Here is a 14,628-nt window from a genome sequence, read left to right on the forward strand (position 1 = left end):
CTTGACCACAGGCCCCTCAGTGCCGTTTATGGGTGTCCCCCTCCCTGCCTCGGGAGGATTCGCGCTCCGATCCCCGTGGGATGAGGCCTTGCGCCCCACCATCGCGGGACCCGCTCTATGAGGTGTGGAACGATCATATTGTTTGCCCTCTTGCTGGGCTGCTCGGCACCCGTGACTGAGCCGCAGCCACCTGTCGAGCCGGCGCTGGAGAAAATGGATCTCCAGTTGCGGCGGCAGCTGGCCTCTGCCGCTTCCAATCAGGTTCTGCCGGTTCTGGTCAGACTCAAGGGCAGCGCTACGGACGAACACCTGATGCGCGTCACTGAGACGGGCGTGCGATTCTCCCAGGTCTCGGAGCTCATTCTATCAGTGCGGGGCGTGCCTCGCGAAATTGGCGCCCTCTCCCGCCTGGATTTCGTTGAACGAATGGAAGGCTCCAGGCGGGTGACGCCTGGAGTCCGACGATGAGGTCCTTCGGCCTGCTTCCCCTTGTTCTACTGAGTTGTCTGACGGTCGCTGCCAGCGCACAGACCGCATCGCTCGACATCGGGCTGAAAAGAATGCTGGCCGATCCGGATCGCTATCTCGCAGCCCAGCAGGCCGGACCCGAGCGATTCCTGGATGCGGAACTCCGAGCTGGAAAGACCTCTCACGGCCCCGTACATCTCAAGATCCGAGCCCGGAACCCCGCGCTGGCCGCGAGCGCGGTGGCACAGGTGGGCGGCAGTTCAGCGCTCGTTCCAGGGACGGACATCCTCACGGCCATTGTGCCCCTCGCCGCAGTCCGCCGACTAGCCAGCACCCCCGGCGTCGTGCGCCTGGAATTGGCCAGAAGAGTACGCCCGATGGGCACAGCGGCCCGCCGAAACGATCTCGCAGTCGCCTCCGTGAACGCCGATCAGGTCCATGCCGGCACGGGATTGTCGCAGGGTTATGACGGATCGGGGGTCATATTGGGCGTGATCGACACCGGCATAGACTGGCGGCACCTCGACTTTACCGACCCGGACGACCCCACCCAATCGCGCGTATGGGCCATCTGGGACCAGAACGACACGCAGGGCCCGCCCCCCGCAGGTTTCTCCTACGGCACTCTGTGGACGCGAAGCCAGATCGAGGCCGCGCTGACCGGCGGCGCGGCGGTGCGCCAAAGGGACGAGGACGGCCACGGCACCCACGTGGCCGGATCGGCGGCAGGCACTGGAGCGGCAAACGGTCAGCACGCAGGTGCCGCCCCGGGCGCGGACATCATGATGGTGGCCACGAATTGGCTGGACACCGGCATTGTGGACGGTGCGAAATGGATCTTCGACACCGCCACCTATCTGGCCCGGCCAGCCGCCGTCAATGCCAGCCTGGGCACGCATGCTGGCCCGCATGACGGTACAGCACTCATGGACCAGGCGTTGGACGCGATGCTGGCAGCCGAGCCCGGTCGCGCGTTCCTCGCTGCGGCCGGCAATGAAGGCGCATCTACCATCCACTGGGGCACGAGTGCGCTCGCCTCCGCCTCGGCATACGTCGAGGTGTTCAACTTCTGGGACGTGTTCGGGTATCCGGAGGGCATCGTCTCCCTGACCGGCGTTGTACCCACCTCAGAATTGCAGAACATCGAGGTCTCGTTTTCGGCAGACAGTGCCGGGTCGTTCCTGAACCCCATGTCTGCTGCCAGACTGGGCACTACCCCGTGGAGGTCGTTGACCGACGTCGCGGAAGAGGTGTTCGGCACCCTCGATACACTCCGGTACGGCTCCGGCCAAATCGCCGGTCTTGGCCAAATCGCCGTGTCACGCATCGACGACAGAAACTCTGAGATCTGGATCGGCATCTCGGATTCCCTCTGGGCAGACGGGGAAGACCAGTTTGGAGACCCGGTGCTTTTCGGCGCCGAGCTGTGGCGGATCAGGGTGCGCGGATCGGGCTTCTTCCACCTTTGGAAGGACGATGGGACCATCATCACGACAGATCCTGGCAGCTATGGGGCAACCCCAGACCCTGATTTTTTGCCCGGCAACAATGACTACTCGGTGGGCTCTCCGGCGGGAGGCAACCTGGTGATTGCCGTCGGAGCCTCAACCAACCGCGCATACTCAGATGACTGTGGCAGCCTTTCCGCGGGGGATCTCGCCTGCTTCTCCAGTCGAGGCCCGACCGTGGACGGCCGAGTCAAACCAGATATCACGGCACCCGGACACCGTGTCACGTCTACACTGTCCCAGGATGTAGACCAGTTCGCCCTGGATGACGTCTCCTCCGACGGCATGCACTGGACCATCAGCGGCACAAGCATGGCGACCCCTGTGGCGACAGGGGCGACTGCCCTACTTCTGCAACAGAGACCGAATCTGAACATCGACCAGATTAGGAGCCTGCTCTTGAACACGACTTCTCGCGATGCCCAGACCGGGACCGTGCCCAACAACGACTGGGGCACCGGAAAGCTGGACATTCTGGCTGCCATGCAGGCTTCCACCCCGGCCGCCAGCGCCCTCAACTCGCCCCCGCGTTTCGTCACCGCGCTCCCCGACACGACCATCGAGTCGGCTCCGAACGTGCTCGCGTTTCAGTTCGCGGGCACCGACCCGGAGGGTCAATCGCTGACGTTCCGCTCGCCGGACCTGCCTGCGGGTGCTACACTGGACGCTTCCACCGGACTTCTCCGCTGGCAGCCCGCCGCCACCGATGTCGGTACGTGGATCGTAGGGTTCTGGGCATCTGACGGCGTGATGTCGGCTACGCACACGGCAGCCATCACGGTGCAGGCTGCCGCCAACCTCGCACCAGCGTTCACCAGCGTGCTTAGCGACACGACGGTCGCGCCGTTCAGTGAGGTGAGCGTGACATACCGCTGGGTCGACCCCAACCTGGACTCGCTCTCGCTGACCACCCCTGAACTGCCGACGAGCGCCACTGTCTTCGAAAGATTCGACGGCGGAGCCGCCGACCTGCTATGGTTTCCCGATGACTCCGAAATCGGAGAGCATCGCATCACACTCACTGTGAGCGATGGCCAGGAAGCAGTGTCCACCACGGCCGTGGTTACCGTCGAGGCCGCCACCGGCGGCGCCCCCGTGTTTACCGCTTTGATGCCCGACACCACGGTCACAGCGGGAACCACCCTCGGCTTTCAGTACGAGGCCGGTGACGGCTCCGGTTTTTCGCCGTTCTTTGTCGTTGACGATGCCCCCCTGAATGCCACACTATCCGAGTCGGGGGCCTTCGCCTGGACGCCGGATGAGTCAGAAGTAGGCACCCACACCGTTGCCGTCACCGCCCTGGGCACGTTTGGAGCGACCAGCACCGAGTCCATCGTCACCGTCGTCTCCGGGATCAACGCGGCACCGACGTTTGCCAGCGCGTTGCCCGACACGACCATCAATACGGGCTCGACGCTCACGTTCGCTTACACGGCCACAGACATCAACCGAGATCCCCTCACGTTCACCCTGACCACAGGGCCAGCCGGTTCGACCCTGTCGAGCTCCGGCGCTTTCTCCTGGACGCCAACCGGCAATCAGGTGGGAAGCCACACGGTCTCGGCACAGGTGTCGGACGGCAATCTGAGCGATGCCCACTCAAGCACGATCACCGTGGTTAGCGGGGTAAACATCGATCATATGGAAATACCGCACCGATTCTCATTTCAGGGCGCGTTCCCGAATCCAGCCGGGGATCAACTGGACTTCGCGTTCGACATTCCGGCCGCAGAGACGATCCGCCTGCTCGTCTTCGACTCGCTGGGAAGAGCCGTACACAATCAATCCTCCCAGTTGCCGGCAGGGCGCCATCGTCTGCCGCTGGATGCGTCGGGCCTTGCCGGCGGGTTGTATCACTTCGTGCTGGCAACGTCCACGGATCGAATAGGCGGACAGTTCGTGCGCCTGCGCTAGCCGATTCGCGGTCCGCCCTTCAGGCATCCTTGGCGAACGCCTTATAGATCACAACTGTACCGCCAATAAGGTCGTGCAGGGCGCGCTTGCGCTTGTTGAAAAGCAGGGTAACCAGCTCGCCGAACGCCCAGACATACTGGAGTCCCAGGAGAACGCCCAGGACGATCAACACGACTCCCGAGGGCTCCGCGGCGCGAGGCCACGGAAGCGCATTGAAGGCGCTCGGTCCCACTTGAATCAAGATCCAGATCTGTAGCAGTGCGTGGCAGAATGCAATACCCACATCGACACATGAACGTAACCAGGCCTCGCGCCAGCCGATTGCGGATCCGTCCGGGCAGGTAATGCGCAGTCCCATGAGCAGCTTGCCCGGAGTGCCGCCCAAGACGGCGTTGAAGCTCACGTGGTACATGGCGAAGAACCACGTCTGAGGAAGTACGATTGCGAGCGAGAGCCACCAGTTGACCGTGCTGGCCAGGAAATACAGCAGGGCGATGGGGACCAGAATCAAGCCATCAACCGTGCCGGCCAGGAAACGACTCCAGAAGCCGACATGCACGCGCCGGCCGTCAATTGTGAGGGGGAGGAACTCCATGCTTTAGCAGATTTGGCTTGAGTGCCGGGACGCTTACCGATCAGTGTTTGTTGGTTTCGCGATCAACCACGCCGCGGTGACCTGGGCACGAATGGTGACCCTCCTCGGCGAGACCGCCGCGCTGGTAACCACCACCTCGTCGAGGCCGGGCATATCCAGAGGGCGTCCCAGCGCGACCTGTTGACGGCGGCGTGAGTCCGTGGTGATGCTTACCAACGCGCCGAGAGCCAGGTCGTGGGCTTCGGCGATGGCCGCTGCGTCCTTTCTGGCTGAATCCACTGCCCGCTCCAAGGCCACGCGGCGCAGCGAGTCTTCTGCCACCGTGTGGAAGGTTACCCCTGAAATGTCGGTGGCACCGTGCTCAAGCGCTGCCGACAGCAGGGGTGCCAGGGCATCCACTTCCGCGCTGCGAATATGGAGCGTCGTGGACGCCCGGTACCCCACCACCTCGTTTCCACGCTGGTAGTCGCGGTTGGTGCGCAGGCTGAATGTGCGATCGGGCACATCAGAGTCTCGCACCCCTAGGTCCCCGAGCGCATCCATGATCGCGTCGATCCGCCTCGACATGACCCGGGCCGCGTCTGCAGGCGAGTCTTCCTGCACGTCCACCTGGACGGCCAGCATGGCGTAGTCCGGGTCCACGGTTACCGAACCGAGGGCGGAGACCTCAACCTGGGAGCCGAGGGCAAAGTCGGCCGCTGGCTGGCCCGAGGCCCCTGTAGCCAGCAGCCCGACCAGGACAATTGAAAGAATGGCTTGTCTGTGCATTAAACGTCTTCCAGAACGAACAGGCGTGGAGGCCCATCCTACCTGTGGGGCCAGCTCCGGTCAATGGCAGTTTAACACCAATCTGTGCTGCTACATCCAGCAGTCCAGACCGTCCAGGACCATGTGGATCACGAGACCCACGCCCACCAGATGAACCGCATCCAATGCGCGTTTCCACCGCGAAAAGCCACGTCCGACCCACGGCGCCAACACCATCATGCCGTACATCACGATGGCCGGCGCCCTGTGCAGGGGATGGAAGCCGATGGAACAGCGGTCCGGGTCGTAGATCGGATCGGCCAACAGATGGTCGAGATCAACGGCCATCGTCGCGATGAGTACCAGAAACACATACCCCCATCGCCGACGATACACGACGGCCGCAACCAGCAGCGGGACCAGGAAATGAAGGGCGATGTGGATCATGCTCCCGGTTCCGCGAGCGCTTTTTCCAGCTCCTGATAGAAACGGCCCACGTGCAGCCCGTCCATCAGCGCATGGTGGACCTCCACCGAGACCGGGATGCGCACACCGGAAGCGTGCTGCTCAAACCGTCCGAACGTGATTCTGGGGATGGAGTCCTTATTTCCGAGGCGTCGCGCATGAACCAGGCTGGTGAAGGTCACCCACGGCATGGTGGAGAAATAGATCACATCGTCTCGCCCCGGCTGATCTCCGGTGTCACGACCACCAGCCGCGCGCTCCCTGGCAGCGGCCGCATCGCTCAGGAAGGCCTTCAGATCGGACTGAAAGTCGTAGTAGGTGAACACCATGCGCTCATCGTGCAGGAGTGCCGTACTGGACGCATGGATCGTGTCGTGCACGAGCACGCGCTCCCCATCCAGTCGGTAGCGGAAGGGCTCGAGGTGATTGACCACTCGCAGCGCGGCATGTATGCAGCACTGCGTAAACGAATACCCTGCGCTGCGGGCCAGTTGCAGCGTGGGTCCAACCTCTACAAAGGCAGTTCCTCCGAAGTGCGGGCTCTCGAACTCACGGAAGAACTCGAAGACCGATTTTCTCGGCCAGCTTTTCAGATCCAGGTAGCCGGGCATACCCCAACCTACGCCCGGTCCAGCCACGCACGAAAGGTGTCGTGATGCGGGGACCACGCGTCCCAGACGGATCGTGCCCAGCTCCAGACCAACGCGGAGTGCTCATCCGCATTGGCGGCCTTCACCACGTCCAACACCGTGATAGCCCCCAAGCTATCCGGCGGGGTGAGCCACGTGAACTCTGACCGCACCGCGGCCTTTTGCTTCATCACCTCGTTGGCGTCGCGGAGCGCCAGGTCGCGCTCCAGGATCGCACAGAGCCTGATCCCATGCAGTGCAACCGAACGTATGCTCTGGGGCGATGGGGTCCCGGGGTGTTGCACGGCATAAGTGTCCACGGTCAGCCTGTGCACCTCGTGGTAGTCCAGGTCCGAGTATTCGCGCGCCAGGATCTCGCCGAAGCACGCCCAACATCCCGGTGAGGACGTCATGTACCGGTGGATGGGGCCTTCCGATTCCGGAAACAGCGCCCCGCAGCCGACGCACGCGCTCACCGAACCACCCACATCTTGGCGTTCATCGTACCCCGATGCCCCGGGAACGTGCAGAGCACATCGTATACCCCCGGCTCGGTCGGAGCGGTGAACGTGATGACCTCATGCGCCTCATGCTCCAGGAGCTGCGAGGCAACCAGGATTTCGTCGTGGTCCGGAATGAACTGCGCCGCAAAGCCGTCTGCACCCATCGTGTCAGCGGCCGTGCCAATAGACTCAAACGATCCCGGCGTGCCGATCACAAGATTGTGCGGCATGAAGTCATCATTCTGGAACCACAGCGTGACCTGCTCTCCGGGCTTCACCTGGAAACTGGGTCGGTCATAGCGCATCTCCTCGGTGACCGTGCGCACCACGATGGCACCCTCCGGCGGGGCCGCTACCTCTCCAGTTTCGGGCGATGGACTCTCTGCTGCGGCCTGACCCAGCGGCGGCAGCCCTTCGCGATAGCGCGCGGCCTGACCGGTGTCCCACATGATCTGCGCACGCCGAGCCGCGATCCGCGCATGCGGGTTCGGAGAGGCCAGCACCGCGGCCAGCAGCTCACGATCCATCTCGCCCAGCCGCTGATGCAGCCACAGGGCCTCGAGGAGGTGGTGCGCATCAGCCTCCTCGGACGGGTCCAGGCCTGCCACCCATTCCCGCGCAGCGTCAAGCACTGCTGCGTCCGGGCGCGCAGACAATTCCACGCGGGCGCGCCGACGAACGCCGTTCACGGGATGCTCCAGCGCCTCAAGCAGCTCCGCCACCGACGCGCCTGCGAGGCCCGGAGGCTCGGCCAGCGCACGCTCAGGATTGGCAAACCGATAGATCCTGCCGTGCTCGTGATCGCGGTTGGGATCCCGGATGTTGTGCTGCATGTGGCCGATGATGGCGTTCGCCCAGTCTGCCACGTACAGTGCCCCGTCATCCCCGATCTCGAAATCCGAGGGCCTGAAGTTCAGGTCGTCGGTGACCATCAGATCCGCGGTCTCGGTGCCCGTCACGTGTCCCAACGCGGTGTCAAAGGCCAGCGTGTACTGTTTGATGCCCAGGAACGCGATTACGTTGAGGATCACGAAGTTGCCCTCGAACTGCGGGCCCAGGTGCTCACTCGACAGGATGCCGCTGGACGGCACCGGTCTCACCGTGTGATCCAGCAGCTTGCGCATGCTGAAGGTCCCATCGTCCGCCGCCATGACTTGGTAGGCCCGTCCGCCGGTTGCGTCGGTGGCATAGTGGTAGCCCCAGTAGTCGAAGTCCGTGCCGTGCGCATTGGGCGGGTTCTCGGCATGGTAGCTGAACTCGTGCGTGCGCGGGTTGAACCGATACATGGCGCTCGCGTCCGACGTCTGCGGCCCCTTCCAGGGCGTCTCTACATTGGACACGTTGAACACGCCCCGCTGGTAGTACAGCCAACCGTCCGGTCCGTAGATGAAGTTGTTCGCGGAGTGGTGCGTGTCTGCGGAACCCAGTGCCGCCATGAGCAGCACCTTCTCGTCCGCCACGTCGTCTCCGTCGGTGTCCCGGAGGAACCACAGATTGGGCGCCGAAGCCACGATCACGCCGCCGTTCCAGAACTCGAATCCGGTGGGATTGTGCACGAAAGCAAACGTGATCAGCGTGTCGGCCACGCCGTCCCGGTCCTCATCCGGCAGGATCACCAGTCGGTCATCCATCTGCTTGTGCGGCTCCCACTTGGGATAGGTGGCCCACGTCGCAGCCCACAGCCGGCCGGCCGGGTCCACGCCCAACTGCACCGGGTTCACCATCTCGGGAAACATCTCCTCGGACGCAAACAGGTTCACTTCGAGCGGCTCCTGAATGCGCATCTCGGCCATGGCCTCCTCCGCCGTCAGGTACTCGGGCGTGCCCACCTTGCTGACGCCGTCCTGCAACTGCTCCTCGCCCAGGTTGGTCTCGACCGGCACCGGCGGAGGCACATTCGAATCGTCCGGCTCCAGCACCTCCCCGCGCGCTGCAGCCCAGATTACCGGATCGCGGTTGGCCGTCATGTGATCCAGCTGGATCAGCTCGTTCTGCAGCACCTCAAAGTTCGTCTGATCGTTGAACGTCAGCGTCGACCGACTCCCCCACACGTCGTTGCCGTCCGTCGCCCGGAAGCGATTGAACCAGTGCCAGTTCTTGTCCAGTACGGCCTGGCGCACGCCTTCCAATCGGGCATCGTCGGCAGGGACGCGTCCCAGCAATTCCTCCACGATCTCACGGGCGATGGCGTGGTTGCCCTCCTCGGACAAATGCACACCATTGATGGTCTGCTGGCCGCGCCGATACAGGCTCCGGCTCGCAGCGAAAAGGTCCACGAACGGCACGTCGCGCGCTTCGGCCACCTCCCGCATCGCCCGTGTGTAGGCTTCAAGTCGCCTATTGCTCTCGCGGCCATTCGGGAGGTCCGCCTGCCCCAGATCCTCGTGGGCAATCGGCGAGAACAGCACCATGCGCGGCGCACCGCGGCCTGAATAGTCCCGTGCCCGGGTAGAGTCCACCCAGTTACCGAGATCGCGGGCAAAGCCGTGCGGATCGTCGTCGAATGACTCATTGTAGCCGAACATGGCGAAGATGACCGTCGCGCCGGACAGGTTCAGGTAGTCTCCCGCCGTCGGAAAGCCCTGGCTGCGTGGGCGATCGTCCACCCGGTCTCCGGTGAAGCCCTGGTCGCGATACACCAGCCGGTGGTCCGGGTGGGCCGCCTGCAGATAGGCCTCGAGATAGCCGTCGTGCTGCATGCGGTCCGCGAGACTGTTGCCCACCACCACCACGTGGTCGCCCGACTCGAACGTGAACAGCGGGTCCGAGGAGCATCCGGCGAGCGCCAGCAGAGCAGCCGCTGTGAGAAGTCGTCTCATTGCTCGGTGGGTCTGTCCGGAGGCAGGATAGGCGAGTCCCAGCCGCGCAGTTCGGAGGGCCGCACACCGAGACGATATCCGTCAAAGGCGAATTCGACCGGGTGATAGGGACCGACGAATTCGATGGGCCCGTCGGCATGGATCTCACCCTCGAGTCCTGCCGCCCACAGGGTAGCGTTGACCAGAAGCCGTCGAAAGCCCGGATCCAGGAAGTCCTCGGACGCGCCGTGCGTGGTGGTGAAGACCCGGGCATCGTCGCCGTGCGTGCGCGTCCATGCCACCGGCATCAACTCCTTGGTGGTGTCGGGAGGGGCATCTGCCGTCATGCCGTTCAGCACCTCTCCCCGCACGAGCACCGTGAAGGGCGGCTCCGGGAGGGCCTCGTAGCCCCCGGAAACCACGTGCCCTCCGGTGACGCCCCGGAGGATCGGGTGCTCGATTTCCTGCACCAGAAGGCGCGAGGCCTGCTCGTGGTTGGTCCCGTAATGGCCGGCCCAGGTCTCTCCAAGGACTTGTCGCCCGAATCCCAGGTGGTAGTCGTCTCCCTGATAGTTCCAGGCGTAGTGGGCATGAGGGCCGTCTTCGATGGCGAAAGCATGGGTGGAAGTACGAATTCCGATTACCGGTCCCGATCGGTCCAGGTAGTCCACGATGTGCTGCATCTCGGCCTCGGGGAAGTCCTGGAAGCGCAGGCCGAGAACCAGCAGATCCGCATCGCCCAGAACATCCAGTCCCGCGATGCGCGAGCTGCCTGGTTCAATGAACCCCTCCTCATCCAGCGTGAAGAAGACGCTGGTCTCGAATCCGTAGTGGCGGGCCATGATGCGTGCCCAGGCCGGCAGGATCTCCTCGGAGCGGTACTCGTGATCGCCGGCCAGGAAGACGATGTGCTTGCCGACGCCTGGCCCTTCCGAGCCCTCGTATTGAACCAGATGCGGATTGTCCGGCGCGGCGGCGCACCCGGCGAGGAGGGCGGTAATCAGTAGGAATCGCATCAGAACGTGAACTCGATGCCGATCACGGCCGAGCGGCCGGCGGCGGGGAACCGGAACTGCACGTCGGATCCGGCCGGGTCGCCGAATGCGGTGCTGTAGTACGTGCGGTCCAGCAGGTTATAAAGATCCAGGCTGACCTGCGCGCGGGGACTCTCCCAGGCAAGACGGACATCCAGCGTCCAGTAGTCCGGAATGTCCTGGGTATTGGCGTCGTCGACCCACATGCCGGCGTGACCACGCGCCATGAGACCGGCCGAGTATTCCCCGCGGTTCGCGTGTCCGCCAACGGACCAGGCATGACGCGGGATCGCTTTCACCGCATTGCCGGCGTGCTCGCCGGCGCTGTGCGTGACGTCCTGCAGGGTGTAGTTGGCCAGCAGCCGCCCGGTCGGCGCCTCGGCGGTCACTCCCAATTCCACACCACGGTGCCTGCTCTTCCCGATGTTGACGTTGGAGAAGGTCTCGAAGCTGAAGTCAATCTCGTCCGTCATGTCCATCGTATAGGCCGCTCCTGAGACCGTTAGCCCGTGGTGGGTGTGGTAGAATCCCGCCTCGTAGCTGGTGCCTTTCTGCGGGGTCAGGGCCGGATTGGCGATTCGGATTGAGAACGGTGGAAACGGCACCGGAAAAGCCCGGAGGTCGTAGCGTTGATCCAACGTGGGGGCCTTGAAGGAGCGGCCCGCGCTGAGGTAGAGGTTGCCGACTCGGCCTGGCGCGGAGTAGTAGCGGTAGTTGAGGCCGGCCTTCGGGCTGAAGGCCTTGTCGGAAGCATCAAGGTCGGAGGCGAAGGCCGCGTCGCGTGCCCGTGGTTCGAATGGGTCCACGATCCCATCCAGGCGACTTCCCAATGTCAACTTCAGGCGTTCGGTTGCGGAGATATCGGCATGGACGTAAAGCGCCGCCGAGTAGCGGGAGGCCTTCCCCTCGGATTGCAGCTCCCCGCGCGTGCCGCTGGCCGCGGCGTACGAGACTTCGTCCCCTGTGTGCACAGCATAGTACCGGGTATCCAGGGCACCCCGCGATGCGTCGAACCCCACGGTGAGGCGCACCTTGCCGGTCGAGAGATCCGTCAAAAGTGCAGAGACGCGCATGGTGTTCGCGTCAGCCAGCCGCGTCTGCGTGTCAGCAAACTCGGCGCTCAACGGAAGCGTGCGGGTCAAATCCAGTTCGCGACGTTGCACACTCAGGTCGGCCGTGAGACTCCCCCCTGCAAGCGGCCAGTCTCCCGAAAGTGCCGCGTGGGCCACGCGCTCGTCCAGGCGGTCGAACCGGAAGAAGTCAAGGCTGGAAGTGTTTTTGGCAGTATCGCTGGACCTGAGCGGCCCTGGCGTTCGGACGTCTCGATCCGTGAACCCGGCTGAGACGGTGAGTGGGCTGCCGGGCACATCGCCCGAGCCCTGCAGCGTCAGGGATGAGCGCTCCGCGTGGTCCCGAAATCCGCCCGAGTCCGAATACCGGCCGGCAGCAGAAAAACGCTCTTCGGCGATGGCGGCAGTGGCCGTAACCAGACCAAACCCACCACCCTGAAGCCGGAGCGTGCGTTCGTTCGGAACGTGGTCCGAGATCACGTTTACGACGGCGCCCAGGGCGGCATCGCCGTAGAGGCTCGAGGCGCCCCCGCGCAGCACTTCGATGCGGGTGCCCGGCGTCGTCGCCAGTCGATCCCAGTTTATCAGGCCATTTTCCAGGTTGTTGACCGGGCGGCCATTCAGCAGCAGCACCACGTATTCAGCCTCGCCGCCACCGTAGAATCCCCTCGTCACGGCTTGCGGCTCGAAGCCCAATCCGTCGACGCGCAGGAAGGTGAGCCCCGGAGCCATGGTCAGCAGGTCGACCGGGTGCCGAGTCGGTATCAGCCGAAGCTGATCGGGCTCGATGACGGAAACGGCCGCGGTGGAGCGCGCCAACTCCGAGGGACTACGCTCAGCCGTTACAATGACGGTCGGCAGGGCCGCTTCCAGCGTGTCCGCAGACTGCGCGGCTACCTGACACACGCCAAGGATCAGGACCAGGAGGGGGATCAGGTGTCGCATGCGCCGCCAAGGTACGCGGTTGGCTTGTCATTGCGGGAGTGCAGCGCACACTCGTACGGCGCTGGAGCCACACCCAGATGCCATCGCGGGTGACGTTGATGACATCCACGAGATAACCTGGCAGGTGTGCTAGCCGTCTCGCCAGGCCCTCCAGATCGCGACCCCCACCGCCAAGTCAAATCCCAGGCACGCAAGCACGTACCAGCGGGGCGCGACCAGCGCTCCCCCGCCGGCCAGATGTAGGCCCGCATCCCAGAGCGTGTGCAGCATCCAGCCCACAGCCAAAATCCGCAGGTCTCGCATCAGTCCAAACCAGGCGAATGCGGCGAACACCGGCACTCCGAGCAGTTCGATCAGCAGCCACAAGTCCTGGCCGGCCATGAAGCCGAAGATGACATAGACCTGTGCGGCCACGAACAGGCCCAGTGCCAGCCAGCGGTCCCGCTCCTCAGGACGCGATGCTGCGACCCTGAAAAAGCCTGCGCCCAGAAGCGCTCCGAGAATCACCCAGACTGCCGTCATTCTACCGGTTTCAGATCAACCAGCAGACCAAAGTGATCGGAGCCCGGTAGTTCCACGCGCCGGGCGCGCGTGCAGGTCAAACCACTGACGAAGCAGTGGTCGATGCGGATCAAGCCGCCCAGCCCAAGCGCCGGCCATGTGCGCGGCGGTGGGTCTCCGGACAGCAGAACCGCGTCTTCGAGCCGGGAGCGCATCGCCCGATAGAAGGGCCAGATGGGCGAAGCGTTGTAGTCTCCCAGCACGGCACGCGGCATCTGGGGATGTTGCCACATCCATTCATCCAGTTGCCTGAGGTGTGCGCGGCGGGTGTTCGGGTTCGGGAAGTATGGCCAGGTGTGTGGACCCATCACGTGCCAGTTGATGACCTCCATGGGTCGGGGCAGCCCGGGCCAGTGCGCAGGGTCCAGAAGCGCAGAAACGCCGGGTCTCTTTGGGATCGGGACGCTGGCGATTTCTACCGGATGCCGCGTTGCGATGCCCAGGCCGCGCGTGGCCTCGTTGGGAAACAGTCCGCCATGTGGAAGGACGGAGGCGATAGGGTCGGCGAGGCTGGCACCCAACTCCTGCACGCACGCCACGTCTACCTCATTCGAGATCAACACCTCCACGAAGGCAGCCGGGTCGGTCCGGTCGCTGAATAGATTGGCCGTCAGGACGCGCATGTATCACGGAAAGGCCGACGTGGAATATCGCGGCCTGATTCTACTCTGGAGGCGATTCGGCGCATGCTGGAGTGGGATACCCTACCCGGATTCCGCTGCCCCCCGCTCCGGCCCCGACCCGATGTGGAAAACGGGGGCCGGATTCGACTCGGCGCACGCGACACCGACGCGGTGAGCAACATGTGGCTCAACCCGCCACCCGCTCCAGTCCAAAATGCCGGGCGATGCGCTCCGCAGCCTCCGCCGGCTCCATTTCGGTGGTGTCGATCCTGACATGCGGCTGCATCGGGAAGTCTCCATCACTCCACAGGCGGTATTTCACATCCACCTCCAGCAGGTGCTTGCGGGAGGCCTCGATATCGCGTTTGACCGGTTTGGCCAAAAGGCGGGACTCACCCTCGTTCCGTTCCAGTCGGGTGGCCTGGTCGGCCCACAGCTCCGGATAGATCACCCGTCCTCCTCGGGATTCGAACAAGCCGGTAAGGTGCCGCACGTAGTCCGTGTCCTCAGGCACGTTGTGCGCCCACACATACGTGAAAACGAGCCCGGGCAAGTCGCTCTCTGCAGCCTCAGAGATGACGCTCTCCCGGATCTGCTTGACGATGCGGTTGAACGCGGGATGGCCGAACGGAAAGACCGGCAGGATCGCGTCGATAGACAGGTGGTTGTGGAAGAGCGGCATGCCGGTCATCCGGCTCAACTCCTCCCCAACCGTCATCTTGCCTACGGCAGGCGGTCCGGTCAGGAAGACGAGGGTCTTCTGCATGG

At 64.0% G+C, this 14,628-nt stretch carries 13 protein-coding genes; 2 read left to right on the top strand and 11 right to left on the bottom strand.

What is annotated here, in order from left to right; genetic code table 11:
• Positions 1–171: 171 nt before the first annotated feature.
• The gene (locus tag JJ896_14200; GenBank protein ID MBO6780801.1) at positions 172–468 is read left to right on the top strand and encodes a hypothetical protein; all 297 of its coding nucleotides are present in this window, start codon (positions 172–174) and stop codon (positions 466–468) included.
• Positions 465–3,890 carry a S8 family serine peptidase gene (locus JJ896_14205; protein MBO6780802.1) on the top strand — a complete coding sequence of 1,142 codons (3,426 nt, stop codon included), beginning with the start codon at positions 465–467 and terminating at the stop codon, positions 3,888–3,890. Before JJ896_14200 ends, JJ896_14205 begins: the two co-directional genes overlap by 4 nt.
• Before the next feature lie 19 nt (positions 3,891–3,909).
• On the opposite strand, the gene JJ896_14210 is transcribed toward JJ896_14205, so the two are convergent.
• The 11 genes from JJ896_14210 to JJ896_14260 form a co-directional block, all read right to left on the bottom strand.
• Positions 3,910–4,485, bottom strand: coding sequence for an RDD family protein (locus JJ896_14210; GenBank protein ID MBO6780803.1), 576 nt, complete (start codon positions 4,483–4,485; stop codon positions 3,910–3,912).
• Positions 4,486–4,518: 33 nt separating this feature from the next.
• Complete coding sequence (locus JJ896_14215) at positions 4,519–5,253, bottom strand: SIMPL domain-containing protein (GenBank protein MBO6780804.1); 735 nt, start codon at positions 5,251–5,253, stop codon at positions 4,519–4,521.
• A gap of 90 nt (positions 5,254–5,343) precedes the next feature.
• A complete protein-coding gene (locus JJ896_14220; GenBank protein ID MBO6780805.1) occupies positions 5,344–5,679 on the bottom strand; it encodes a hypothetical protein in 336 nt (111 codons plus the stop codon).
• Positions 5,676–6,308 carry a hypothetical protein gene (locus JJ896_14225; GenBank protein MBO6780806.1) on the bottom strand — a complete coding sequence of 211 codons (633 nt, stop codon included), beginning with the start codon at positions 6,306–6,308 and terminating at the stop codon, positions 5,676–5,678. The genes JJ896_14220 and JJ896_14225 overlap by 4 nt, the downstream gene beginning before the upstream one ends.
• An 8-nt stretch (positions 6,309–6,316) precedes the next feature.
• A complete protein-coding gene (locus JJ896_14230) occupies positions 6,317–6,739 on the bottom strand; it encodes a hypothetical protein (protein ID MBO6780807.1) in 423 nt (140 codons plus the stop codon).
• A 59-nt stretch (positions 6,740–6,798) separates the two neighbouring features.
• Positions 6,799–9,648, bottom strand: coding sequence for a hypothetical protein (locus JJ896_14235; GenBank protein ID MBO6780808.1), 2,850 nt, complete (start codon positions 9,646–9,648; stop codon positions 6,799–6,801).
• The gene (locus JJ896_14240) at positions 9,645–10,643 is read right to left on the bottom strand and encodes a ThuA domain-containing protein (protein ID MBO6780809.1); all 999 of its coding nucleotides are present in this window, start codon (positions 10,641–10,643) and stop codon (positions 9,645–9,647) included. Before JJ896_14240 ends, JJ896_14235 begins: the two co-directional genes overlap by 4 nt.
• A complete protein-coding gene (locus JJ896_14245; GenBank protein MBO6780810.1) occupies positions 10,643–12,676 on the bottom strand; it encodes a TonB-dependent receptor in 2,034 nt (677 codons plus the stop codon). Before JJ896_14245 ends, JJ896_14240 begins: the two co-directional genes overlap by 1 nt.
• A gap of 129 nt (positions 12,677–12,805) precedes the next feature.
• Positions 12,806–13,198 carry a hypothetical protein gene (locus JJ896_14250; protein MBO6780811.1) on the bottom strand — a complete coding sequence of 131 codons (393 nt, stop codon included), beginning with the start codon at positions 13,196–13,198 and terminating at the stop codon, positions 12,806–12,808.
• Positions 13,195–13,860: an endonuclease/exonuclease/phosphatase family protein gene (locus tag JJ896_14255; protein MBO6780812.1), complete on the bottom strand. Its 666-nt coding sequence runs from the start codon at positions 13,858–13,860 to the stop codon at positions 13,195–13,197. Before JJ896_14255 ends, JJ896_14250 begins: the two co-directional genes overlap by 4 nt.
• A gap of 187 nt (positions 13,861–14,047) precedes the next feature.
• On the bottom strand, positions 14,048–14,626 hold the full coding sequence (locus JJ896_14260; GenBank protein MBO6780813.1) for an AAA family ATPase: 579 nt from the start codon (positions 14,624–14,626) through the stop codon (positions 14,048–14,050).
• Positions 14,627–14,628: the final 2 nt, after the last annotated feature.

This window comes from Rhodothermales bacterium (assembly GCA_017643395.1).
Lineage (GTDB): Bacteria > Bacteroidota > Rhodothermia > Rhodothermales > UBA10348 > JABDJZ01.

Coding starts and splice junctions, on each gene's coding strand:
- JJ896_14260 (MBO6780813.1), bottom strand. CDS start 14,626: ATGCAGAAGACCCTCGTCTTCCTGACCGGACCGCCTGCCGTAGGCAAG.
- JJ896_14205 (MBO6780802.1), top strand. CDS start 465: ATGAGGTCCTTCGGCCTGCTTCCCCTTGTTCTACTGAGTTGTCTGACG.
- JJ896_14255 (MBO6780812.1), bottom strand. CDS start 13,860: ATGCGCGTCCTGACGGCCAATCTATTCAGCGACCGGACCGACCCGGCT.
- JJ896_14245 (MBO6780810.1), bottom strand. CDS start 12,676: ATGCGACACCTGATCCCCCTCCTGGTCCTGATCCTTGGCGTGTGTCAG.
- JJ896_14250 (MBO6780811.1), bottom strand. CDS start 13,198: ATGACGGCAGTCTGGGTGATTCTCGGAGCGCTTCTGGGCGCAGGCTTT.
- JJ896_14220 (MBO6780805.1), bottom strand. CDS start 5,679: ATGATCCACATCGCCCTTCATTTCCTGGTCCCGCTGCTGGTTGCGGCC.
- JJ896_14230 (MBO6780807.1), bottom strand. CDS start 6,739: ATGACGTCCTCACCGGGATGTTGGGCGTGCTTCGGCGAGATCCTGGCG.
- JJ896_14215 (MBO6780804.1), bottom strand. CDS start 5,253: ATGCACAGACAAGCCATTCTTTCAATTGTCCTGGTCGGGCTGCTGGCT.
- JJ896_14235 (MBO6780808.1), bottom strand. CDS start 9,648: ATGAGACGACTTCTCACAGCGGCTGCTCTGCTGGCGCTCGCCGGATGC.
- JJ896_14240 (MBO6780809.1), bottom strand. CDS start 10,643: ATGCGATTCCTACTGATTACCGCCCTCCTCGCCGGGTGCGCCGCCGCG.
- JJ896_14210 (MBO6780803.1), bottom strand. CDS start 4,485: ATGGAGTTCCTCCCCCTCACAATTGACGGCCGGCGCGTGCATGTCGGC.
- JJ896_14225 (MBO6780806.1), bottom strand. CDS start 6,308: ATGCCCGGCTACCTGGATCTGAAAAGCTGGCCGAGAAAATCGGTCTTC.